Source organism: Sinorhizobium glycinis (assembly GCF_001651865.1).
GTDB classification, from domain to species: domain Bacteria; phylum Pseudomonadota; class Alphaproteobacteria; order Rhizobiales; family Rhizobiaceae; genus Sinorhizobium; species Sinorhizobium glycinis.
On sequence record NZ_LPUX01000061.1, the window covers coordinates 225,665 to 248,756 of the forward strand.

The 23,092-nt window shown below is 63.6% G+C and carries 18 protein-coding genes; 7 read left to right on the plus strand and 11 right to left on the minus strand.

Annotated elements, in window-relative coordinates; genetic code table 11:
- Nucleotides 1-125: 125 nt before the first annotated feature.
- Nucleotides 126-1,805, plus strand: a complete 1,680-nt coding sequence (locus tag AU381_RS16670; RefSeq protein WP_064242856.1) for an alpha/beta hydrolase — start codon at nt 126-128, stop codon at nt 1,803-1,805.
- Between the two features lie 151 nt (nt 1,806-1,956).
- Here AU381_RS16670 and AU381_RS16675 read toward each other — a convergent pair whose 3' ends face one another.
- Nucleotides 1,957-2,808, minus strand: a complete 852-nt coding sequence (locus AU381_RS16675) for a LysR family transcriptional regulator (protein ID WP_064242857.1) — start codon at nt 2,806-2,808, stop codon at nt 1,957-1,959.
- 127 nt (nt 2,809-2,935) lie between these two features.
- Here AU381_RS16675 and AU381_RS16680 point away from each other — a divergent pair, with 127 nt between their 5' ends.
- The 3 genes from AU381_RS16680 (at nt 2,936) to AU381_RS16690 (ending at nt 9,569) form a co-directional block, all read left to right on the plus strand.
- Nucleotides 2,936-5,383 carry a GcvT family protein gene (locus tag AU381_RS16680; RefSeq protein WP_064242858.1) on the plus strand — a complete coding sequence of 816 codons (2,448 nt, stop codon included), beginning with the start codon at nt 2,936-2,938 and terminating at the stop codon, nt 5,381-5,383.
- Entirely contained in the window at nt 5,380-7,827 is a 2,448-nt protein-coding gene (locus AU381_RS16685) for a GcvT family protein (RefSeq protein WP_064242859.1), read from the plus strand. The genes AU381_RS16680 and AU381_RS16685 overlap by 4 nt, the downstream gene beginning before the upstream one ends.
- A 197-nt stretch (nt 7,828-8,024) precedes the next feature.
- A complete protein-coding gene (locus AU381_RS16690) occupies nt 8,025-9,569 on the plus strand; it encodes a trimethylamine methyltransferase family protein (RefSeq protein WP_064242860.1) in 1,545 nt (514 codons plus the stop codon).
- A gap of 108 nt (nt 9,570-9,677) precedes the next feature.
- On the opposite strand, the gene AU381_RS16695 is transcribed toward AU381_RS16690, so the two are convergent.
- The 3 genes from AU381_RS16695 to fhuF all read right to left on the minus strand — a co-directional run bounded on the left by AU381_RS16695 (nt 9,678) and on the right by fhuF (nt 12,307).
- Entirely contained in the window at nt 9,678-10,196 is a 519-nt protein-coding gene (locus tag AU381_RS16695; RefSeq protein WP_064242861.1) for a hypothetical protein, read from the minus strand.
- 220 nt (nt 10,197-10,416) lie between these two features.
- Nucleotides 10,417-11,526, minus strand: a complete 1,110-nt coding sequence (locus AU381_RS16700; RefSeq protein WP_064243128.1) for an ABC transporter substrate-binding protein — start codon at nt 11,524-11,526, stop codon at nt 10,417-10,419.
- Between the two features lie 25 nt (nt 11,527-11,551).
- Nucleotides 11,552-12,307 (minus strand): siderophore-iron reductase FhuF, encoded by a 756-nt coding sequence (gene fhuF, locus AU381_RS16705; RefSeq protein ID WP_064242862.1) that lies wholly within the window; start codon nt 12,305-12,307, stop codon nt 11,552-11,554.
- Between fhuF and AU381_RS16710 the strand changes: the two genes are divergently transcribed.
- Entirely contained in the window at nt 12,306-12,569 is a 264-nt protein-coding gene (locus AU381_RS16710) for a hypothetical protein (protein WP_064242863.1), read from the plus strand. The genes fhuF and AU381_RS16710 overlap by 2 nt on opposite strands.
- Nucleotides 12,570-12,673: 104 nt before the next feature.
- Here AU381_RS16710 and AU381_RS16715 read toward each other — a convergent pair whose 3' ends face one another.
- The 6 genes from AU381_RS16715 to AU381_RS16740 form a co-directional block, all read right to left on the minus strand.
- Entirely contained in the window at nt 12,674-14,101 is a 1,428-nt protein-coding gene (locus AU381_RS16715) for a gamma-aminobutyraldehyde dehydrogenase (RefSeq protein WP_064242864.1), read from the minus strand.
- 26 nt (nt 14,102-14,127) lie between these two features.
- A complete protein-coding gene (locus tag AU381_RS16720) occupies nt 14,128-14,943 on the minus strand; it encodes an ABC transporter permease (RefSeq protein WP_064242865.1) in 816 nt (271 codons plus the stop codon).
- Nucleotides 14,933-15,883: an ABC transporter permease gene (locus AU381_RS16725; RefSeq protein WP_064242866.1), complete on the minus strand. Its 951-nt coding sequence runs from the start codon at nt 15,881-15,883 to the stop codon at nt 14,933-14,935. The genes AU381_RS16720 and AU381_RS16725 overlap by 11 nt, the downstream gene beginning before the upstream one ends.
- On the minus strand, nt 15,880-16,878 hold the full coding sequence (locus tag AU381_RS16730; protein ID WP_064242867.1) for an ABC transporter ATP-binding protein: 999 nt from the start codon (nt 16,876-16,878) through the stop codon (nt 15,880-15,882). The genes AU381_RS16725 and AU381_RS16730 overlap by 4 nt, the downstream gene beginning before the upstream one ends.
- A gap of 203 nt (nt 16,879-17,081) precedes the next feature.
- A complete protein-coding gene (locus AU381_RS16735; RefSeq protein ID WP_064242868.1) occupies nt 17,082-18,242 on the minus strand; it encodes an ABC transporter substrate-binding protein in 1,161 nt (386 codons plus the stop codon).
- Nucleotides 18,243-18,387: 145 nt separating this feature from the next.
- Nucleotides 18,388-19,296 carry a LysR family transcriptional regulator gene (locus AU381_RS16740; RefSeq protein WP_064242869.1) on the minus strand — a complete coding sequence of 303 codons (909 nt, stop codon included), beginning with the start codon at nt 19,294-19,296 and terminating at the stop codon, nt 18,388-18,390.
- Between the two features lie 122 nt (nt 19,297-19,418).
- Between AU381_RS16740 and AU381_RS16745 the strand changes: the two genes are divergently transcribed.
- Entirely contained in the window at nt 19,419-20,342 is a 924-nt protein-coding gene (locus AU381_RS16745) for an alpha/beta hydrolase (protein WP_064242870.1), read from the plus strand.
- 7 nt (nt 20,343-20,349) lie between these two features.
- On the plus strand, nt 20,350-20,763 hold the full coding sequence (locus tag AU381_RS16750) for an ACT domain-containing protein (protein ID WP_064242871.1): 414 nt from the start codon (nt 20,350-20,352) through the stop codon (nt 20,761-20,763).
- Nucleotides 20,764-21,039: 276 nt separating this feature from the next.
- Here AU381_RS16750 and AU381_RS16755 read toward each other — a convergent pair whose 3' ends face one another.
- Nucleotides 21,040-23,034, minus strand: a complete 1,995-nt coding sequence (locus AU381_RS16755; protein WP_064242872.1) for a CocE/NonD family hydrolase — start codon at nt 23,032-23,034, stop codon at nt 21,040-21,042.
- Between the last annotated feature and the right edge of the window lie 58 nt (nt 23,035-23,092).

Consider the following 23,092-nt stretch of genomic DNA (forward strand, 5'->3'; position numbering starts at 1 on the left):
TGCGCGGCTATGGCGCATCTTCGGGTTGCGCCGATTGACTGTGCGGGGGCGGAAGGCGACATTGCCGCCGATGCGTCGCTCGCCTCGGGCGACTAGGTGACAACGCCGCAGAGTGGAGGCCCGCAATGGAACACCTTCAACAGCCGGACCTGTCGCGGCCATTGCCGTTCTATCTTGCGAACCTCTTGCGTTCCCTTTCCACGAGCGGCCTGCTTGTCGGCGTCATCTTCTTCGCGGTGTCGCTGACGCCGAGCCTCATTCCTCGTCCCTACCTGATCCAGGCGGTGATTTCGGGGGCTTCGCTGGCCGCCGGCTACGCGATCGGCGTATTGCTGCGCTGGCTCTGGTCGTTTTTCGAATTGCCCGAACCGACGTCCAGACGGACGCGCACGCTGAAGATCGCCGCCGCTATCGTCTGCATAGCGGCGGCTGCCGTATTTCTCTGGCAGGTGGCGGGGTGGCAGAATACCGTCCGTAACATCATGGGTCTCGAGCCCATCGAGAGCGCCGAGCCTGTCAGGCTCGGCCTCATTGCCGCACTCATGTTCGTTGTACTTATCTTTCTGGCGCGGCTGTTCCGTTTTACCTTCCGCGTTGTTTCTCGATGGCTGCAATATTTCCTGACGCGGCCGATTGCCAATGCCCTTGGCGGACTGATTGCCCTGGCGCTCTTCTGGTCGGTGGCAAATGGGGTGATCTTCAAGTTCGCGCTTCGTGCGGCCGACAGTTCTTTCCAGCAACTCGATGCGCTGATCGATCCCGATATCGCGCCCCCGACCGATCCCGCCAAGACCGGCAGCGCGGCGTCGCTCGTGCGCTGGGATGAGCTTGGGCGGCAGGGGCGGCAGTTCATTGCCTCCGGCCCGACGGCCGCCGAAATCGGCGCTTTCTTCGGCGGCGCGGCACCAGACCCTATCCGGGTCTATGTCGGCCTGAATTCCGCCGACACGGCGCGGCAACGGGCGAGGCTGGCGCTGGAGGAACTGAAACGTGCCGGGGGCTTCGAGCGCAAGTCGCTGATCGTCGTCGTGCCGACCGGCACCGGCTGGATCGACCCGGAGGCGCTCGATCCGCTTGAGTATCTGCTGCACGGTGATGTCGCGAGCGTCGCGGTGCAATATTCCTATCTCACCAGCTGGCTGTCGCTTCTCGTCGAGCCGGGGTACGGTGCGGACGCGGCAAACGCGCTCTTCGACGAGGTCTACGGCTATTGGACGACACTGCCGAAGGACCGGCGCCCAAAGCTCTATCTGCATGGCTTGAGCCTCGGGGCCATGAATTCGCAAGGGTCGGTCGATCTCTTCGATATCATCAGCGACCCCTTCCAGGGTGCGCTCTGGAGCGGGCCACCCTTTCAGAGCGGGCTCTGGCGTTCGGTGACGGCAGACCGTGTCCCGGGCTCGCCCGCCTGGCTGCCGCGCTACCGCGACAGTTCCGTCATCCGCTTCACCAATCAGGAGAATGCGCTCGACATTCCCGGTGCGCATTGGGGCGCCATGCGGATCGTCTATCTGCAGTATGCGAGCGACCCGGTGACCTTCTTCGATCCGCGCGCCTTCTACCGCGAACCGGACTGGATGAGGGTGCCGCGCGGGCCCGATGTTTCTCCGGCGCTGAAATGGTTTCCAGTCGTGACTGGGCTACAACTCCTCGCCGACATGGCGATGGCAACCACGTCGCCGATGGGCCACGGCCATGTCTATGCGCCGGACGACTATATTGACGCTTGGGTGGCGGTCACGGAGCCGCAGGGCGTGACGCAAGAGGATTTGATGCGGCTGAAGGAGTGGTTCAAAGAGCGTTGACGGGGCGGCGTTTCTGCAGCGCCCCTCGTCCGCCTGCCGGCACCTTCTCCCCGCAGGCGGGGCGAAGGGGCGATGCCGCGCCCGCCCAAGTCACTCGCCCCGCTTGCGGGGAGAGGGCTAGCGTGAGGGGCAGTTTCGGCAAGCTGCGGCGCTACAGGCCAAACAGTAGCCCGTCCATTGCGCCGATGATCTTGCGGTGCTGATGGGCATGTCGGGTGCGCAGGCTCGTTGCCGCGTAGACCGCCTGCGGGATAATAGGTGCGTCGCCGATCACGACCGCCACGCCCTCGTCGGAGAACCGCTGCGCTGTAGCCTTCGTAACATATGCTGCACCGCCGAGTGTGCGGAGGAAACCGGTGATCGCCATGTTCTGCCCGGCAGAAAGCGAGGCTGCCGAAAGATGCGGCAGCGCCAGGCGATGGGCGCGGTCGAAGGCGGGCGAATAGCTGGAGCGGATATAGGTCTCGGGCTTCACGCCGGCCATGTCGCGAGCCTTGGTGCTGACAAGCACGTAATGCAGTTCGCCGATCCTTTCATAGTGGAGGTCGGGCAGGTAGTGCGGCGTGTAGAGGATCGCCAGGTCGAGTTCTCCGGCGGCGAGATCGCGGTTCATCTGGTTGGAATAATCCGCCTCCATATAGATCTCGGTCGCCGGCAATTCCCGCCGGATTGCCGCCACCCATTGCCCGGCAAAAGCCTCCGCCAGATCGTGTTGAATGCCGAGCCGCATCGAGCGCTCCAAAGCGCCGGCGCTCGCCACGGCGCGGGTCGCCTCATGCCACTGATTTTGCAGCGCTTTCGCATAGTCGAGAAAGCGAAGCCCCGAGGCGGTCGGAACCGTGCCGCCCTTGTTGCGGGCGAAGAGCTTGCGGCTGAACTGCGCCTCAAGCGCCTTGATGCGATGGGAAACGGTCGACTGCGTGATGTTCAGCCGCTCGGCGGTGCGGTTGAAACTCCGTGTCTCCATCAGATCCAGAAAGGTCTCGATCAGGTCGACTTGCATCTTGGGGCTGCTCCTTACGCGTGCTGCAATCAATCTAATCGAAAACATCGATCAATAAAGCCTGATCTCTCCGCTTGATGGCCTCGGTCTCCTCGTCAAATATCGCGACAAAACCAGGGAACCACGCATGTCGATTTTGCCGTCTCACGCACGTGTCGTCATCATCGGTGGGGGAGCGGTCGGCGCCTCCTCGCTCTACCACCTGGCCAAGGCCGGCTGGACCGACTGCGTGCTCCTGGAGAAGAACGAACTCACCGCCGGCTCGACCTGGCATGCGGCCGGCAACGTGCCGACCTTCTCCTCGTCCTGGTCGATCATGAACATGCAGCGCTATTCGGCCTCGCTTTATCGCGAGCTCGGGCAGCGTGTCGACTACCCGATGAACTATCACGTGACGGGCTCGATCCGCCTCGGCCATTCCAAAGAGCGGCTGCAGGAATTCAAGCGCGTTGTCGGCATGGGTCGCTACCAGGGCATGGACCTCGACATCCTGGCGACCGATGAGATGCGCGGCCGCTATCCCTTCCTCGAAACGCATGACCTGACCGGCGCTCTCTACGATCCCTACGACGGCGACATCGACCCGGCGCAGCTTACCCAGGCGCTCGCCAAGGGTGCGCGCGACATGGGTGCGAAGATCATCCGCTTCTGTCCGGTGACGGGCGCCCGGCGCGAGAACGACGAATGGGTGATCGTCACGCCAAAGGGCGAGATCCGCTGCGAGTATGTCGTCAATGCCGCCGGCTACTATGCCCGCGAGGTGGGCAAGATGTTCGGCCGCGACGTGCCGATGATGGTGATGAGCCATCAATATATTCTCTTCGACGAGATCCCGGAGCTTGCCGCCTGGTCGAAGGAGGCGGGGCACAAGCTGCCGCTCTTACGCGATGTCGATTCCTCCTATTATCTTCGTCAGGAGAAGTACGGCATGAATCTCGGCCCCTACGAGCGGAATTGCCGGGCGCACTGGACGACGCCCGACGATCCGATGCCGGAGGATTTCTCCTTCCAGCTCTTCCCTGACGATCTCGAACGGCTCGAATGGTACCTGAATGACGCCGTGGAGCGCGTGCCGATCCTCGGCACCGCAGGCCTGTCGCGCGTCATCAACGGCCCCATTCCCTATGCGCCGGACGGCAACCCGCTGATCGGTCCGATGCCGGGCGTGCCGAACGCGTTCGAAGCCTGCGTCTTCACCTTCGGCATCTGCCAGGCGGGTGGCGCCGGCAAGGTGCTGGCCGAGTGGATCACCGAGGGCCAGACGGAATGGGATATGTGGTCCTGCGATCCGCGCCGCTACACCGACTATACCGACCAGGATTATTGCATCGCCAAGGGCAAGGAGATCTATGGCCACGAATATGCGATGCATTTCCCGAAGCACTATTGGCCGGCGGGACGCAACAAAAAGCTCTCGCCGATCCATGACCGAATTGCGGCGCTCGGCGCGCAGTTCAAGCCCTATAACGGCTGGGAGCGCGCCATGTGGTATGCGAAGCCCGGCGACGACACATCCGAAGAGGCTACGCAGACCTGGGAACGGGAAGGGTCCTGGGCAAAGCGGATCGAGGAGGAGTGCCTGGCAGTGCGCGATGCCGCCGGCATCCTCGACCTGCCGGGCTTCTCGCGCTTCCGGCTGAAGGGCGAGGGGGCGCGTGAATGGCTCTCCGGTCTCATCACCGGCCGAGTCCCGAAACCAGGCCGCATCGGCCTTGCCTATTTCGCCGACGACAAGGGCCGCATCGTCACGGAAATGTCGGTGATGGCGATCGAGGAGGACTTCTTCTTCCTGATCACCGCGGCGACGGCGCAATGGCACGACTTCGAGTGGCTGCAGAAGCACCGGCCTGCCGGTGCCAAGTTCACCCTTGAGGACGTGACCGCGAATTTTGCCTGCCAGATTCTCAGCGGACCGAAGTCACGCGCGATCCTGGCTGAGGTGTCTGACGCCGATCTTTCGAAGGGCTGGCTGACACATCAGACGGCGCAGATTGCCGGGCGCTATTGCCAATTCGTGCGGGTCTCCTTCGCGGGCGAACTCGGCTGGGAAATCCACACCAGGGTGGAGGACACCGCGGCGATCTTCGATGCCGTCTGGGAGGCCGGGGAGAAGCATGGCCTCAGGCCCTTCGGCATGGAGGCGCTCGACAGCCTGCGCATCGAGAAGGGTTATCATGCCTGGAAGGGCGATTTGTCGACCGACTACACGGTCCTTCAGGGCGGGCTCGAACGCTTCGTCGACTGGTCGAAGCCGAGCTTCAAGGGCAAGGCGGCGCTGGAGCGCGAGAAGCAACAGGGTGTGACCAAGCGCTTCGTGACGCTCACCGTCGAGGCCGGTGCGTGCGACGCGCCCTACATGTCGACGCTCTGGTCGGGTGGCGAGGTCGTCGGCGAGACGACCTCAGGAAACTGGGGTTATCGCGTTGGCAAGTCGATCGCACTCGGCATGCTGCGCGCCGATCTCGCCGTGCCCGGCCGGGAGATCGAGGTCGAGATCTTCGGCGATCGATTCAAGGCCACCGTTCAGCCCGACCAGCCGCTCTGGGATCCCTCGAATGAAAGACTGAAGGCATGACGAAGCCCATCCCTCAAAAGGCGCGCGTGGTGATCATCGGCGGCGGTATTTCCGGCTGCTCGGTCGCCTATCATCTCTCGAAGCTCGGCTGGACCGACGTCGTGCTGCTCGAGCGCAAGCAATTGACCTCAGGCACCACCTGGCATGCGGCCGGCCTGATCGGACAGCTCCGGGCTTCGCAGAACATGACGCGGCTCGCGAAATATTCGGCCGACCTCTATGTCAAGCTGGAGGCCGAGACCGGCATTTCGACCGGCATGCGCCAGAACGGCTCGATTACCGTGGCGCTGACGGAAGAGCGCAAGGAGGAGATCTACCGGCAGGCTTCGCTCGCCCGCGCTTTCAATGTCGATGTGCGCGAGATCACGCCGGACGAGGTCAAGGCGATGTATCCGCATCTCAACGTCTCGGACGTGAGGGCCGCGGTGCATCTGCCGCTCGACGGCCAATGCGATCCGGCCAATATCGCCATGGCGCTTGCCAAAGGTGCGCGGCAGAACGGCGCGACGATCATCGAAGGCGTGAAGGTCACGTCTGTCATGAAGAAGGACGGGCGCGTCGCCGGCGTCACCTGCGAGCGGAACGGCGAGAGCTTCACGATCGAGACGGAGAATGTCGTCAACTGCGCCGGCATGTGGGGCAGGGAACTGGCACGCCAGTCGGGCGTCACCGTGCCGCTTCATGCCTGCGAGCATTTCTATATCGTCACCGAGGCGATCCCCGGATTGAACCGCCTGCCGGTCCTGCGCGTGCCGGACGAGTGCACCTATTACAAGGAGGATGCCGGCAAGATGCTGGTCGGCGCATTCGAGCCGAAGGCCAAGCCCTGGGGCATGGAGGGTATCCGCGAGGACTTCTGCTTCGACCAGCTTCCGGAGGATTTCGACCATTTCGCCCCGATCCTCGAAATGGCGGTCAACCGCATGCCGATGCTGGAGACGGCGGGCATCCATACCTTCTTCAACGGTCCGGAAAGCTTCACGCCCGACGACCGCTACTATCTCGGCGAGGCGCCCGAGTTCAAAGGCTACTGGGTCGCGACCGGCTACAATTCGATCGGCATCGTTTCGTCCGGCGGCGCCGGCATGGCGCTGGCACAATGGATGGACGATGGCGAGCCGCCTTTCGACCTCTGGGAGGTCGATATCCGCCGCGCCCAGCCGTTCCAGAAGAACCGCTCCTATCTGAAGGAGCGTGTTTCGGAAACGCTTGGGCTGCTCTATGCCGATCATTTCCCCTATCGCCAGATGGCGACGGCGCGGGGCGTCCGCCGCTCGCCGCTGCACGAACATTTGAAGGCCCGCGGCGCCGTCTTCGGCGAGGTGGCCGGCTGGGAGCGCGCCAACTGGTTCGCAAAAGACGGCCAGGAACGCGAATACCGCTATTCGTGGAAGCGGCAGAACTGGTTCGAGAACCAGCGCGACGAGCATCTCGCCGTCCGTAATGGCGTCGGCCTCTTCGACATGACGTCCTTCGGCAAGGTCCGCGTGGAGGGGCGCGATGCGCTCGCCTTCCTGCAGCGCCTTTGCGCCAACGAGATGAATGTCGACGCCGGCCGCATCGTCTATACGCAGATGCTCAACGCTCGGGGCGGCATCGAGAGCGACCTGACCGTCACGCGTCTTTCGGAAACTGCATTCTTGCTCGTCGTGCCAGGCGCGACCCTGCAGCGCGATCTCGCCTGGCTGCGCAAGCATCTCCGCGACGAGTTCGTGGTGATCACCGACGTAACCGCCGCGGAAAGCGTGCTCTGCGTCATGGGGCCCAAGGCGCGCGAGCTGATGCAAAAGGTGAGTCCGAACGATCTCTCCAATGAGGCCCATCCTTTCGGTACGGCGCGCGAAATAGAGATCGGCATGGGCCTCGCCCGCGCTCACCGCGTCACCTATGTCGGCGAACTCGGTTGGGAGCTATACGTCTCCACTGACCAGGCGGCCCATGTCTTCGAGACGCTGGAGGCGGCGGGAAATGATGTCGGGCTCAAGCTCTGCGGTCTTCACACGCTCGACAGTTGCCGCATCGAGAAGGCGTTCCGCCACTTCGGCCATGACATCACCGATGAGGATCATGTCCTCGAAGCGGGGCTCGGCTTCGCGGTGAAGGTCGACAAGGGTGATTTCATCGGCCGCGAGGCGGTGCTGGCCAAGCAAGCTAAGGGCCTGTCACGCCGGCTGGTGCAGTTCCGGCTCCCCGATCCGGAGCCGCTGCTCTTCCACAACGAGGCGATTGTCCGCGACGGCGAGATCGTCGGCACGATTACGTCCGGGAATTACGGGCATTTTCTCAGGGGTGCGATCGGGCTCGGATACGTGCCCTGTAAGGGCGAGAGCGCTGCCGACGTGCTGGCGTCGAGTTACGAGATTGAAATTGCTGGAGCACGTGTCAAGGCCGAGGCTTCGCTGAGGCCGATGTACGACCCGAGGGCGGAGCGGGTGCGGGCGTAACTTCGTGTCGGACATACGCGGCAAATGATTCGCCCCTCATCCGCCTGCCGGCACCTTCTCCCCGTCTTGACGGGGAGAAGGGGAGACGCGGCGCCGTCTTGGTCCCCTCTCCCCGCGTGCGGGGAGAGGGTTAGGGTGAGGGGCAATTGCGGGCCGGGGTGAGGGACAAAGAGCTACAGTGCCACTGGGAGACGATGATGGCTGAGGAATGCGTAATTACGGCTTCGAGGCGATCCGGAGGGCGGGCGGCGCGAGTTGCGCTCCGCTCGGCACCGCTCGCGGAGAATATCCGGCCGGTTCGCCCCGGCCTTTCGGGCGGGCAGTACAAGCCGCTGACCGACGCGGGTGTCAAACGCATCCACGAGGCGGCGCTCGATGCGCTCGAGCAGATCGGCCTTGCCAATGCACCGAAGTCCGGCATCGAGGTCATGACCGGCGCCGGCGCCATTCTCGGCGACGACGGGCGCATCCGCTTTCCCCGAGCGCTTGTCGACGACATGCTGGCGATCGCCGCGCGTGACATAACCCTTCACGCCCGCGACCCGAAGCAGGATCTCGAGCTCAGCGGCACGCGCGTCTATTACGGCACTGCCGGCGCCGCCGTGCATGTCGTTGATGTCGAGAAGCGGGAATATCGCGAGTCGACGTCGAAGGACCTGCTGAACGCCGCCCAGCTCGTCCAACATCTCGACAACGTCCACTTCTTCCAGCGCGCGATGGTCTGCCGGGATATTCCCGACAACTTCCTGATGGACATCAACACGCTCTATGCCTGCTGCGCCGGTACCACCAAGCATGTCGGCACCAGCTTTTCCGATCCGTCGCATGTGGAGGGCTGCTTCGACCTGATCCACATGATCGCCGGCGGGGAGGACAAGTGGCGGGCGCGGCCCTTCGTCTCGAATTCCAACTGCTTCGTCGTGCCGCCGATGAAGTTTGCGGAAGAGAGCTGCATCACCATGGAGAAGTGCATTCGCGGCGGCATGCCGATCCTGCTGCTTTCCGCCGGGCAGGCGGGCGCCACAGCCCCGGCGCCGCTCGCAACCGCAATCGTGCAGGCGGTGGCTGAATGCCTGGCCGGCGTCGTCTACGTCAATGCGCTGTCCCCCGGCCATCCGGCCGTCTTCGGAACCTGGCCGTTCGTTTCGGACTTAAGGACCGGTGCGATGTCCGGCGGCTCCGGCGAACAGGCGCTGCTGACGGCCGGCTGCGCGCAGATGCACCAGTTCTACCGCCTGCCGGGCGGCGCGGCGGCCGGCATCGCGGATGCGAAGCTGCCGGATATGCAGGCCGGCTGGGAACAGGCGATCTCCAATGTCATGGCTGGGCTCTCGGGTCTTAACATGGTCTATGAAGCGGTCGGCATGCATGCATCGCTCCTCGGCTTCTGCCTCGAGTCGCTGGTGCTCGGCGACGACCTGCTAGGTCAGGTGCAGCGCTGCATCCGCGGCATCGACGTGACCGAGGATTCGGTCTCGCTCGACACCATGCGCTCCGTCTGCCTCGATGGTCCCGGCCACTATCTCGGCCATCCCCAGACTCTCGGACTGATGCAGACCGAATACGTCTATCCGGCCGTGGCCGACCGGACGAGCCCGAAGGAATGGGCCGAGATCGGCAGGCCGGATCTCGTCGCGAAGGCAATAGACAGGAAGAATCGCATCCTCGCGGACGCTGCACCCTCCGTCATCGCGCCGGAGATCGATCGGGCAATCCGGGGCAAGTTCAGGATCTATTGCTGAGGCCGAGCGTTAAGCGGGCCGGGATTCGCCCCTCTCCTCGATTTAACCCGAGGACTGGCCCTCTCCGCGCGAGCGGGGAGAGGATTGGAAGGGCGCCGCTTGTAAACTTCACTGGCGCGTCGCGCCCCTCACCTCGCTCACCGTGTAGCTCCATTTCGGTGCGGTCGGCGCTTCATCCGCTCGATAGGGATAGGTGAGAAACGTCTCGAAGGGACGGGTCTCTCCGCCCGGGACCCGCACCAGCACCAGCGCCGTGTCGTCGCCGATCCGCCTGCAGGAGCCTTCCGGGCAATCCTCCAGCGTGACCGTCAGGCGGAAATATTCCAGCGTGATTGCCGAAGTGTTCCTGGCAGTTCCACGGAGGCGGTAGCTGCGCTCCGACTGGTTTCGCTCGAAGGCGAGATTCTCGAGGACGATGTCTGAAGGGGCGAGCCCGGCTGGGGGCGGGGAGGGGGCGGGTGCAGGCGGTTCGGGTGTGCTTTCGCTGAGCCAGATCAGAAAGGCGGCGGCAAGCCCCACGGCCACCGCAATGGAAAGGACCGGCTCTACCCAGCTACGAAAGCGGCCATAGCGGGCCGCGAGATACACGATTGCCAAGCCCAGGAATAACGCAATCACCCACAGCATAAAGATCCTCCTACAGCGCCGCGCCTCCAACAGGCGCGCAAGGGTCGCTGTAGCGCCTTGAATTACTGCATGATTTTTCCCTGAAATCGATACCGGGCAAAGGGATGATGCAGTGGAGGAATCTTATAGGGGCTCGCGCAAAGCTGGCAATTGCCACCGGCGCAGTTCCTCGCGCCGCGAAGATCGATGCAATGGGCTTTCATTCAGCTTTCGGCGAGGCTCATTTCTTCAGGCTGATCCAGTAGGCGCCCTTGAAGGGAACGGCCGCGAAGCGTTCATTGATCTCGGTCATGGTCCTGGCCGGATCGACGTCGGGAAAGAGGTCCGGCCGCAGCCAGGCGGCGAAGGCTTCCGCGGCGACGATGTTCAGCGGGATGGCATTGAAGAAATTCCACAGTCCGTGGACGCGGCCGTTGCGGACCGCCGCGATACTCGCCATCACCGGCGTGTCGACCGACTTTGCCAATGTCTGCTCGGCCTCTTCGGTACTGATGCCGGGCCCGATGGAAAACCCGCTGTACTTGCCGCCCGGCGACGAGGTGGCGATATAGACTTCGGGATTCTCCGCCATGACCGCTTCCGCATTCATCATGCCACCCGGCCGCGGCAGCTTGCCTTCGGCGATGTTGCGGCTGCCGGTCAGGCCGATGAATTCGCCGAGGCCGCCGATGCCATAGGCCCAACAACAGCGGTCCGCACCGGGAAAGGCTTCCATCAGCACGGTTGGTCCAGGCCCCGGATGCTTGCGGACCCGGTCGCGGATGCGGGCAAGGCGCTCCTCGTAGAAGCGGGCGAATTCTTCGGCCTTTTCCTCGCGCTCGAAGATCTTGCCGAGCAGGCGCATGGTGTCCGGCGTGCGCGTGAGCACGTCGTCGTTGAAGTTCAAGACGACTACCGGGACGCCGACTCCTGAGAGAAATTCGATGGCGCGCTGGCCGGCTTCGGTATCCGCCTGCCAATTTGCGAGCAGCGCCAGATCGGCCTTGAGCGTCAGGATCGTCTCGAAGGAAAGGCCGGGCCCGCTGCCGTCGTCGATCAGCGGCACCTCGGCAAGTCTCGGGAATTTGCTTCGGAAGCTCTCATAGATTTCCGGATTGTCGCCCTTCATGTCGCCGGACCAGCCGGCCAGCAGGCTCACCGGGTCAGGGTGGATGAGCGACAGCGCGATGAGATTGAAACCGCTGCCGAGCAGGACGGCCTGGGGCCGCGACGCTATCGTGACCTCCCGTCCCGCCCCATCGGTGACCGTCATCGGCCATTGCGTTTCCGCCCGGGTGGTAAAGGCGGACAGGAGGATCAAAAGCGATGTCACCGTTCCAACGACGGCCAAGCGGATGTTCCGGACGAGGGACAATTTATTGATTCCTTTGGCTAGGAAGCGCGCAGAGGCTGCCGCAGCTCGGAATCCCCGGAAGAAGATAACGGAGGCAGCAGATCTTGCGCCGGCAGACACGCGCCCCGTCCTCTTCCTCGTGGCGCAGGCAGTCGAAGAAGGGGTTGGGTGTGCCGTTCGGCATCAGGCGCGCGCTCGTCATCGCATCGGCCTGATCGCTCAAAGGCTCGGTGCCGGCGCTACGCAGCGCGTAGTCGATGTAGACCGCGGCGTTGTTCCAGGCGAGCTTCGGCGATATGCCGCCCACTGTCTTGAGATGGCCAATGACCCTGACGAGGTGCTCGTCCATAAGGGGTTGAAGGGCGGAGAAAATCTCCTGCCCATCCTCGTCGCTCCAATCGCCAGGCGCGGCAACTCCGAGGGCACGCGGCAAGCCGTCCGCCGAAAGCGCCACCGTCATCTCGTCGAAAGCAACGGGCAGCACCTGGCGCTCCAGCGCCCAGGCGACGACATACGGAATGGTAAGGCTGGACAAATAGAAGAGCGACCACATGGAAGCGACGGCCCGCCGATCGCTGCCCTCGAATGTTGCCGCATAGGTCGAAAGTGCCTGGTCGAAGGCGCCGGAGGCGAAGAATTCGCTGAGCGGGATGCCGTCGGCAAGATCGGCCGACAGCAGCATCTTTTCGTTGCACCACGCATGCGGACCGGCAAAGGCCACCGACAGGCCTGTCGGTCCCCCGGTATTTGCCACGCTGTTGGATGTGCCCGTCGTCATGGTGCTACCTGTTCTCGCGCATGGGGCCAATGACTACATGACCGCGGTCGAAGCAGAGGCGGATGGCGAGTCTGGGCATTGCGATTGCAGCTTTCTGGACGGTGAGCTTTTTAAGATGAGCTATTCACTCATGATTACGCTGCGCGCAACAAGATTTTATGAGCGCGCTACTCATGTTTATATGCTTGTGGGAAAAGTGCAACAACACGCTGCGCGGGTGGCAAAAGCGCTGCCGCTGGGTATCGCCGATTTGCTCTCATGAATGAAAACGCCCGCCGCCGGAAAGTGACCGGCGGAATGGCGAGCGATTTTCCCTCAATCTGGCTGCCGGTGTCAGCAGCGAAGCGATGAGGGAGGAACGTGGTCTTAGCCGTGGTTGATCATGATGTGGCGGACAGCGGTGTAGTCCTCCAACGCGTAGACGGACATGTCCTTGCCGTAGCCCGACTGCTTGACGCCGCCATGCGGCATTTCATTGGTCAGCATGAAATGCGTGTTGATCCAGGTGCAGCCGTATTGCAGTCGGGAGGCCGCCCTCATCGCCTTGCTGATGTCCCTGGTCCAGACGGAGGAGGCGAGGCCGTAATCGCTGTCGTTCGCCCAGCCAACGACATCGTCCTTGGCGGAGAAGCGTGTGACCGAGACGACCGGTCCAAAAACCTCGCGGCGGACGATCTCGTCCTCCTGCGTCGCGCCGGCAACGACCGTCGGCTGGAAGAAGAAACCCTCTGTGCTGCCCGTGCGGCCGCCGGTGGTGATGTCGATATGCTTCTGGTCCGCTGCCCGCTCGACAAAGCTCGCGACTCGATCGCGCTGGCGCTTCGAGATTAGCGGACCGATCTCGTTCTCGGTGTCGTCGGCAAGATTGTAGCGGATCGTGGAGACGGCGGTTGTGAGATCGGCGACGAGCTTCTCGTAGATGCCCCCCTCGGCGTAGACGCGGCAGGCGGCGGTGCAGTCCTGGCCGGCATTGTAATAACCGAAGGTGCGGACGCCGTTGACGACGGCCTCGATATCGGCGTCGTCATAGACGATGACCGGCGCCTTGCCGCCGAGTTCGAGATGGGTGCGCTTCACCGTCTTGGCGGCGGCGGCGAGCACCTTCTTGCCGGTGGCGATATCGCCGGTGATCGACACCATCGAGATCTTGGGATGATTGATCAGTGCATTGCCGACCGTTTCGCCGCGACCGGTGATGACGTTGACGACGCCCTCGGGAAGAATATCGGCCAAGAGCCGCGCGAGCTTCAGCGCAGTCAGCGGCGTCTGCTCCGACGGCTTGAAGACGACCGTATTGCCGCCGGCGATCGCCGGCGCCAACTTCCAGGCCATCATCATCAGCGGATAGTTCCAGGGGGCGATCGAGCCGACGATGCCGATCGGGTCGCGGCGGATCATCGAGGTGTGGCCCGGCAGATATTCGCCTGCCGCCGGGCCATGCAGGTTGCGCACCGCACCGGCAAAGAAGCGCCAGCAATCGATGATCGCCGGCAGTTCGTCGTTCTTCACCGCATTGATCGGCTTGCCGCAGTTCAGGGCTTCGAGCGCGGCGAAGTCGTGGGCGTTCTTCTCGATCGCATCGGCGATCTTCAGGAGATGATTCGAGCGTTCGGCGGGCGTCGTCTGCGACCAGGTGATGAACGCGCGCTCGGCGGCGTCGACGGCGGCGTCGATCTGCGTATGGGAGGCTTCGGCGAGGTCAATGATCCTGCCGCCGGTGCGCGGGTTCAGGATGTGCTCCTCGGCCTCGGTTCCGGCCTCGAAGCGCGATCCGATCAGGAGTTGGGTGTCCATGTCTGTTCTCCCTTTTGTGTTCGATGTCATTTGCCGGCGCCGGCGATCTGGTCGCCGTCGCGGGTGAGGTAGTAGGCGCCGAGGATCGGCAGGAAGGTGACAATGACCACGATCATCGCGACGACATTGGTCACCGGCCGCTGGCGCGGGCGGATCAGTTCCTCGAGCATCCAGATCGGGAGGGTCGACTGCTGTCCGGCCGTAAAGGTCGTGACGATCACCTCGTCGAAGGAGAGCGCGAAGGCGAGCATGCCTCCTGCGAGCAGTGCCGTGCCGATGTTCGGCAGGATCACGTAGCGGAAGGTCTGGAAGCCGTCGGCGCCGAGATCCAGCGACGCCTCGATCAGCGAGCCGGAGATGCGGCGGAAGCGGGCCACCGCGTTGTTGTAGACGACGACGATGCAGAAGGTCGCGTGGCCGAGGACGATCGTCCAGAACGAGAACGGGATGTCCGCCATCGAGAAGGCCGAGCGCAGCGCGATGCCGGTGATGATGCCGGGCAGCGCGATCGGCAGGATGACCAGCAGCGACACTGTCTCGCGGCCAAAGAAGCGCGTCTGGCTGACGGCGGCAGCGCAAAGCGTCCCGAGGACGAGCGCGGCGGCTGTGGCTATCGCAGCGACCTTGACGGACAGGGTGAGGGCGGCCCAGACGTCCGGTCGGTTCCAGGCGACGGCGAACCATTGCGTCGTCAGCCCTGGCGGCGGGAATTGATAGGTCTTTTCCTCCGTCGTGAAGGCGTAGAGAAAGATCAGCAGGATCGGCAGGTGCATGAAGGCAAGACCCGCGGCTGCGGCGATCTTCAGGCCAAGGGGCGCGCGATTTGTCTTTTCAGAGCGCATCGAAGGCCCCCATGCGTTTGGCCATCCAGAGATAGGCGCCCATGATGACGATCGGCACGACGGTGAAGGCGGCGGCGAGCGGAATGTTGCCGGCCGTGCCCTGCTGGGCATAGACGGCCTGGCCGATGAACAGCCGCGACGAGCCGATGATCTGCGGGATGATGTAGTCGCCGAGCGTCAGCGAGAAGGTAAAGATCGAGCCGGCGACGATGCCGGGCAGCGCCAGTGGGAAAAGCACATGGCGGAAGGTTTGTGCCGGCGTGCCGCCGAGGTCGGACGAGGCTTCGATGAGATTTGCCGGCACGCGTTCCAGCGCCGCCTGTACCGGCAGGATCATGAAGGGCATCCAGACATAGACGAAGACGATGAAGGTGCCGGTGTAGCTGACCGAGAGCGAGTTGCCGCCGACGATGGGCAGGGCCAGCCAGGCGTCGAGCAGCCAGATGAGGTTCAGCTTCTCGAAGACCCAGGTCAGGATGCCTTCCTTGGCGAGGATCAGCTTCCAGGCATAGACCTTGACGAGATAGCTCGACCAGAGCGGCAGCATGACGGCGAGATAGAAGAGCGCCTTCCATTTGCCGCGCGCGTAGCGGGCCGCGTAATAGGCGATCGGGAAGGCGATGAAGGCCGAGACGAGCGTCACCAGCGCCGCCATCGCGACGGTACGCAGGATGATGTCGAGATTGGCTTCGCTCAGAAGTTGCCGGTAGGTCGCAAGCGTGAACTCGTAATTGATGAGGCCGGAAAACTCGTCGATCGAAAAGAAGCTCTGGAGGAGCAGCGCGAAGAGCGAGCCGAGATAGACGATGCCGAGCCACAGCAAGGGCGGCCCGAGCAGTACCGTCAGGAGCACGCGCGGGTGCCGCCAGAAGAAGTCCGAAAGACGCCCGGCCGTGCTGCGGCGTTCCGGAAGGACAAGGCTCTCGGCGACGACAGTCATGCGTCCTCCATCGGATGAAGGTCGCGGGTGGCGAAACTCAGGGTAACAGGGCTCCCGATCTCGGGCACAGCTTGCGCGGCGGGGCTGGCGACGGCGATGCGGCTGCCCTCCACATCGACGACGATGCGGTTGGTCGCCCCGAGGAAGCTGCGGCCGGCGACGGTGCCCGACAGGCTGAGCGCGCCGTCCGAGGCGGGCGCGATCGCCACCGCCTCCGGCCTCAGGCTGGCATAGGATGCGGTCAGTCCGAGTTTCTGGCAGAGCTTGGACGAGAGCACGTTAGAGGAACCGACGAAATCGGCGACGAAGCGGGTCTTCGGCCGGTTGTAGACGTCTTCCGGCCGGCCAAGCTGCTGGATCCTGCCTTCGTTGAAGACGGCGATCCTGTCGGCCATCGACAGGGCTTCGCCCTGGTCGTGGGTGACGAAGACGAATGTGATGCCGAGCGATTTCTGCAGGCTCTTCAGTTCCTCCTGCATCTGCTCGCGCAGCTTCAGATCGAGCGCGCCGAGCGGTTCGTCGAGCAGAAGCACCTTGGGCTTGTTGACGAGCGCCCGGGCAAGCGCGACGCGTTGCCGCTGGCCGCCGGAAAGCTGGCCGGGCCGGCGCGCGCCATAGCCGGGGAGCTTGACCATGGCGAGCGCATCTCCCGCGGCCTTCCGTCTTTCCTCCCGACCAATCCCCTTGACCATCAGCCCATAGGCAACATTGTCGAGAATGGAGAGATGCGGAAAGAGGGCGTAGTCCTGGAAGACGGTGTTGACGCTGCGGCGGTAGGGTGGCACGCCTTCTGCCGTCTCACCGAAAATCTCGATGTGTCCTGCGGACGGTTGCTCGAAGCCCGCCATAAGTCTCAGGCACGTCGTCTTGCCCGAGCCCGACGGGCCGAGCATCGCGAAGAACTCGCCCTCGGTGATCGAGAGGTTGACGCGATCGACGGCGCGCACCGCACCGAAATGGCGGGAGACGTTATCGAAGAGGACGGCGGTGGTCATGGAAGAATGCTCCGGAATTTGCCCCTCATCCGCCTGCCGGCACCTTCTCCCCGCTTGCGGGGAGAAGGGACTCGCGGCGGCGCCTCGCCCAAGATCACGCAAGGGCTTTGCCGCAGGCGTTCCCTCTCCCCGCGAGCGGGGAGAGGGTTAGTCCTCGGGTTAAACCCGAGGAGAGGGTCGATGCTTGCGATGCGTTGGCCGGCTTACCGTCCGCCGATCACGCCGATATAGTCGGAGACCCAGCGGTGATAGGGCACGCATTCGCTCTGGCTCGCGCATTTGGCCACCGGTGTCTTCCAGAACTTGACCTTGTCGAAGTCGTTGTAGCCGTTGGTGGCGCAGCCCTGGTCGGTCAGGAGCTCATTGCCCTTGCAGGCGGCGCCCACCGAGGGGTTGGCGCCGAACCAGGCGGAGACGTCGCCCTGCACCTTTGGAGACAGCGTATGCTCCATCCACATATAGGCGCAGTTCGGATGCTCGCTTTCGGCATGCAGCATCGTCGTGTCGGCCCAGCCCGTCACCCCTTCTTCCGGTATGATCGAGGAGATCGGCTGTTTCTCGGCCTGCATCAGATTGACCTGGAAAGGCCAGGAGCCGGAGGCGACCACGCCTTCGTTCTTGAAGTCGTCGATCTGGATCATCGCATCGTGCCAGTAGCGGCCGACCAGCGTGCGCTGTACGCGAAGGAGATCGAGGGCTGCCTTGTACTGGTCTTCGTTGAGCTCGTAAGGATCCTTGATGCCGAGCTCGGGCTTGTGCGCCATCAGATAGTTGGCCGCGTCGGCGACATGGATAGGGCCGTCATAGGCCTGGATGCGGCCCTTGTTCGACTTGCCGTCCGGCAGCGTCATCTCCTCGAAGACGACGTTCCAGCTCTTCGGCGGCTGGCCCTTGAAGGCTTCCGTGTTGTACATCAGGACGTTCGGACCCCAGACGTAGGGCGTGCCGTAATGGACGTCGTTGGCGGTATGCCAGGGTGCGTTCTGCATGCGCTCGTCGATCGTTTTCCAGCTCGGAATGAGGGCGGTGTTGATCGGCTGGACGCGCTTGCCGGCCACCAGCCGAAGCGAGGCGTCGCCCGAGGCGGTGACGAGGTCGAAGCCGCCTTCGTTCATCAGCGCGACCATTTCATCGGAGGTGGCGGCGGTTTTCACGCTGACCTTGCAGCCCGTCTTCTTTTCGAATTCGGTGACCCAGTCGTAGTTCTTGTCGGTTTCGCCGCGCTCGATATAGCCCGGCCAGGCGACGATCGAGAGTTGACCTTCGCCCTTGCCGAGTTCCTTCAGCGGCTCCTGCGCAAGCGCAGGGGCGGCAAGGCCGAGTGAAAGGGTAAGCGCCGTGCAGGATTTCAACATCTGCTTCATCGAAGTCTCCCCAGTTGATGCCGCGTTCGGCGGACTTGTTCCCTGAGATGAAGCGTGCCTCTATTTCTCCGTATTCGCAAATTCATTAATCAGAATGCCGCAATCGGTTTTTCCGATATGGGCATCGCGGAGTAGAAGAAGGCATTCAGCGGGGACGCGCGCTGCGCAAGGCCTCGGCGATACCGACAAAATCGCGCGCCGACTGTGGCAGGCTCGAGCCTTTGCGCCACACCATGCCGACCTGAACGACAGGCAGCGCGCCGGAGACATCGCGGCTCTCGATACGGTCGCCTTCAAGCGACCACGGCCGATAGACGAGATCGGGCAGGAGGGCGATGCCCGCGCCGGTAGCGACCAGGCTCCTGACCGCCTCGACCGAACGGGTGCGGAAGGCGACATGGGGGCGGGCGCCGAGCGCCGTCAGCAGCTTGCCGGTGTTCTCCTCAATCTCGTCCACCGTCAGCATGATCAGCGGTTCCCTGGCTATATCCTCGACCGAGATGATATCGGCGCTGACGAGCGGGTGGCCGATCGGCAGCCAGAGCCGGTAGGGCGAGGTTTCGAGGATTTCCGCCTGCAGCGCCATGCGGTCGCGCAGGTTCGAGATCACCATCACGGCGACGTCGAGCTCGCCACCGATCAGCAGATGTTCGAGATAGGAGCCGTTGTCCTCGAGGGCGCTCACCTCGACGCCCGGGCAGGCTCGGCGATAGCGGGCGAGCAGGTCCGAGAGCACATAGCCGGCGACGAGCGAGGTGACGCCGAGATTGAGCCTCCCGCCGCGTTCCTCACGGCTATCGGAGAAACTGCGTCGCGCATCCGAAACATCGGCGAGGATCTTCGTCGCATGCCTGAGAAACTGGTGGCCGTTATGGGTGATGGAAAGGCCGCGGGGGTGACGGTCAAAAAGCGCGACGCCGAGATCGCTCTCCAGTTCCTTGATCGCTTCGGTGATCGAGGATTGCGAGATCGACAGGTTCTGCGCCGCCCGGGTGACCGAGCCTTGCTCGGCGACGGCGACGAAATATTGCAATTGCCGGAGCGTGAATGCCATGAGCGAATTAACACCGGACCGTAAGGAGATGGCAAGTCAGGCGGGAGCGCACGCCATGGGTTGGCGCATTTGGTCGTGCGTGACAGTGGGACGATGCTAAGGTGCGCTCAAGGGAGCACAAGATGGATTCGAGACGAACAAACCAGATGCCGACGGAGCCCGGAATCCTGGCGTTTCACGAGCGCTGCGAGGCGTTCTACCCGGCCGACGCCGTGAATGCTTGCATCGGACAACAGCGGCAGTGGTACGATGCGCTTTGTGCCGAGTTCGACACCCCTTCGCCGGAAGGGCTGACAAGGCGCGACGAGCTTGTGGCGGGACGCATTGCCATCCGGCGCTACCGGCCGGTGGAGATCGCGACCGGGACGCGGATTTTCTATATCCATGGCGGCGGCTTCGTTCTCGGCTCGCTCGAAAGTCACGATGCGATCTGCGCCGAGCTCGCGCATGGAGCGCGGGCCGAGCTGATCTCGGTCGACTATCGGCTGGCGCCCGAGCATGTCTGGCCGGCGGCTTTAGATGACTGTTTTGCGGTACTCGAAAGCCTGCTTGCCGATGGTCGGCCGCTCGTCGCTGTCGGCGACAGCGCCGGCGGCAACCTCGCCGCAGGCATCGTACTCAAGGCCAAGGCCGAGGGGCTTGCCGGCATAGTTGGACAGGTGCTGATCTATCCCGGCCTCGGTGGCGATCTCGTCAGCGGTTCCTATGCCGAGATGGCGGCGGCACCGGGACTTTCGACAAAAGACGTTGCCTATTACCGAGAGATGCTGAAGGCGCCGGCCGACGACCCCTTCGCCTATCCGTTGAAGGCTCCGGATCTTTCCGGTCTTCCGTCCGCCTATATCACCGGGGCTTGTTTCGATCCGCTGCGCGACGACGCGCGGACCTATGCCGCCCGGCTTGCGCTGGCGGGCGTGGACGTCACCTATCGCGAAGAGCCGCAAATGATCCATGCCTGGCTGCGGGCGCGGCACATGAGTCCGGGGGCGCGCGAAGGGTTTGCCCATCTCGTTCATGGCGTGGCGCGGCTGGTCGGCACAGCTTGAGGGTGCGATGAGCGGAGAGACCGATCTTCAGCGGCTGCTCAGTGAGATGAAGCCGACCCTGGGCGAAGCCGAGTATGTCTACTGCACAGTCGAGGGCGACGCCGCGTCCTGGCTTGCCCTTGAGCCGATCGGCACGTTTCGCGAAGCGGAGGGGCTGACGCTGATCCTCGAACGGTCAACGGCGGATGCGGCCGGGTTTTCCTATGGCCCGGTGCTGCGGCTGATCACGCTCGGCGTTCATTCCGCACTTGAGGCGGTGGGCCTGACGGCGGCTGTGTCTGCAGCGCTCACCCGCGCGAAGATCAGCGCCAATGTGGTCGCGGCCTTTTACCACGACCACATCTTCGTGCCGGCGGCAGATGCGGAGCGGGCGCTCAGGGTGTTGCGGGAACTGAGCAGCGGGGACAATAGAACTGCGTGACTTGCCCCTCTCCTCGGGTTTAACCCGAGGACTAGCCCCGTTCTGACGGGGAGAGGGGACACCGTCGCGGTCGGACGCCTCGTCAGCGTTCCCATCGATGGTCGTCCTCCTATTCGCATCAGAAGCAGTCCAGCGGTTCCGCGAGTCCGTTCTCTCCGCCCGTGGCCGCGCGTGGAGAGGGAGTGAGTGCGCGCGGCAAATCCCTTCTCCCCGCCTGTGGACCGCCTGCGGCGAGAAGGTCGCGGCAGCGGGATGAGGGGCGTTCCGCCCGACCATTCACATGAAGTCTCGCCGGACACGCTTCTCGAAAGCCTTCTCAAAGATTTTCGTTTCGCCCTCGAAGGCCTCGACCTTGGCCGAGGTGATCCACTCGGTCCCGGTGCAGTCAAGCCGGGAGGTCGACACGGTCTTGAGAGACTGCTCGCCGCGCTTTGCTATGCAGGTCCAGGTGGAGACGCCCGTCATCGAATGCGGATCGCCGGGTGCGATCGACCAGGTTTCGTCCCGGATGTCCTGCGTCGCATTGCCCGTGCCGGGATGTTCGACGAGGCCGGTGTCCTCGTGGATCCGGTAATGCGTCACGCCCTTTGTCATGTCGCGCTCGACGCTGCGGCGCGTTTTCGCCGGCGAATGCTCTATGTAGCTGGGCAGCGGATTGGGATCGGCCGGCTGCGGCACGACGATCTCGCGATGCTCGCCGAGGAGCGGCAGCGACAGTGAGAGCGTCTCGGTGTCAATCGTCAGCCCCGAGTCGGTCGGCGGAGGCAGGATCATCGGCCAGTAGGACGTCGAGAGCGACAATCGGATGCGATGGCCGGAGCGGAAGCGGTAGCCGCAGGCGTCGAGCTTGAGCGTGACGCGCGTCTTGTGGTTCTTCTGCATCGGCTGCGGCCTGGCATTGCCGTCGCGGTGAGCGAGGTTGACGACCCCGAAAGAGACGCGCGTCGCCGTGCCGTCGGGATGAATATCGACGAGACGCGCGATGAGGTTGGCGGTCGCGGCACTGCAGGAGACATCGAGCGCCAGAAGCGGCTCTCCGAGATAGTCCTCGGCGACGAGCAGCGGACGGGTCTCGAAGGTCAGAGAGCCCGCATCGTCCATGCGCTGGTCGCCTGCCATCTCGGCGTCCGGCTTCAACGTGAAATATTCGCCGGCGGCCGTACCGGTATCGAGCGGCGAACGGATGTAGATATCGCCAACCCCTTTTCCCGACGAACCGGTCGCCAGGCTGCCGTCGCTCGAAATCGTCAGCGTTCGCATCTCTGGTGCGTTCCAGGCGTCCTTGGCGATCCATCGGCCAGGATCTTCGTTGCGCCGCAATGCCGGCTTCGGGCCGTCGAGGATATAGGCCCGCATCTGCGGCAGCTTTTCGGCATCGTTCTTTTCACTGCGCAGCCACCGATTCCACCAGCGGATCGCCTCGCTGTGAAAATCCGCGCGCGGCTTCGGCCAGGCGAAATGCGGGTATTTGTGGACCCACGGGCCAATCAGCGCCTTGGCCTTGCCGCCGAGACCCTCGATCGCCTTGATCGGCGTGTTGCGGTAGCCGTCGGCCCAGCCGGCGATGACGAGCGCCGGGATCGGAAAGCCGTCGAAATCCTCCGAGATCGAGCCGTGACGCCAGAAGTCGTCGCGACGCTGATGTTCGAGCCATTCCTCCAGGAAAAAGGGTTCGTTCTCCAGTCGCTCGAGCCACATTTCCTTCCAGCGCTCGCCGACGAGTTCCGGATCGGGCGAACGCGACTGATAGGCGAGCATGGTGGCCGCCCAGGAGAGCTGCGCCGAAAGATGACAGCCGTTCTTGTAGTGGATGTCGTCATTATAGCGGTCGACGGTCGAGGCGATCGAAATGACCGCCTTGAGCGCCGGCGGCTTCAGAGCGGCCACCTGCAGGCAGTTGAAGCCGCCCCAGGAGATGCCCATCATGCCGACCTTGCCGTTCGACCAGGGCTGCGCGGCGATCCATTCGATGATCTCGCAGCCGTCGGAGAGTTCGCGCGGCGTATATTCGCCGTCGATCACCCCTTCGGATTCGCCGCAGCCGCGGATGTCGACGCGAACGCCGGCAATGCCCGCCGCCGCGAACACAGGGTAGGTGGACTCGTCACGGGCGCAGGTTCCGTCGCGCTTGCGATAGGGCAGATATTCGAGCACCGCCGGCACCGGGTTCTGCTCGGTGCCCTCCGGCATCCAGATGCGCGCCGCCAGCCGCGTCCCATCTTTCAGCGTGATCCACTCGTTCTCGATGACGGTGAAGTTGCGATCGGACACGATTGTTTTCTCCTGATTTTTCTTGCGCGTGAGCGATCAACAGCGGATTGGAACGAGA

Coding starts and splice junctions, on each gene's coding strand:
- AU381_RS16695 (WP_064242861.1), bottom strand. CDS start 10,196: ATGCTGTGGGTGATTGCGTTATTCCTGGGCTTGGCAATCGTGTATCTC.
- fhuF (WP_064242862.1), bottom strand. CDS start 12,307: ATGACGACGGGCACATCCAACAGCGTGGCAAATACCGGGGGACCGACA.
- AU381_RS16735 (WP_064242868.1), bottom strand. CDS start 18,242: ATGAAGCAGATGTTGAAATCCTGCACGGCGCTTACCCTTTCACTCGGC.
- AU381_RS16745 (WP_064242870.1), top strand. CDS start 19,419: ATGGATTCGAGACGAACAAACCAGATGCCGACGGAGCCCGGAATCCTG.
- AU381_RS16680 (WP_064242858.1), top strand. CDS start 2,936: ATGTCGATTTTGCCGTCTCACGCACGTGTCGTCATCATCGGTGGGGGA.
- AU381_RS16750 (WP_064242871.1), top strand. CDS start 20,350: ATGAGCGGAGAGACCGATCTTCAGCGGCTGCTCAGTGAGATGAAGCCG.
- AU381_RS16725 (WP_064242866.1), bottom strand. CDS start 15,883: ATGACTGTCGTCGCCGAGAGCCTTGTCCTTCCGGAACGCCGCAGCACG.
- AU381_RS16685 (WP_064242859.1), top strand. CDS start 5,380: ATGACGAAGCCCATCCCTCAAAAGGCGCGCGTGGTGATCATCGGCGGC.
- AU381_RS16715 (WP_064242864.1), bottom strand. CDS start 14,101: ATGGACACCCAACTCCTGATCGGATCGCGCTTCGAGGCCGGAACCGAG.
- AU381_RS16690 (WP_064242860.1), top strand. CDS start 8,025: ATGGCTGAGGAATGCGTAATTACGGCTTCGAGGCGATCCGGAGGGCGG.
- AU381_RS16675 (WP_064242857.1), bottom strand. CDS start 2,808: ATGCAAGTCGACCTGATCGAGACCTTTCTGGATCTGATGGAGACACGG.
- AU381_RS16730 (WP_064242867.1), bottom strand. CDS start 16,878: ATGACCACCGCCGTCCTCTTCGATAACGTCTCCCGCCATTTCGGTGCG.
- AU381_RS16720 (WP_064242865.1), bottom strand. CDS start 14,943: ATGCGCTCTGAAAAGACAAATCGCGCGCCCCTTGGCCTGAAGATCGCC.
- AU381_RS16710 (WP_064242863.1), top strand. CDS start 12,306: ATGGTGCTACCTGTTCTCGCGCATGGGGCCAATGACTACATGACCGCG.
- AU381_RS16740 (WP_064242869.1), bottom strand. CDS start 19,296: ATGGCATTCACGCTCCGGCAATTGCAATATTTCGTCGCCGTCGCCGAG.
- AU381_RS16670 (WP_064242856.1), top strand. CDS start 126: ATGGAACACCTTCAACAGCCGGACCTGTCGCGGCCATTGCCGTTCTAT.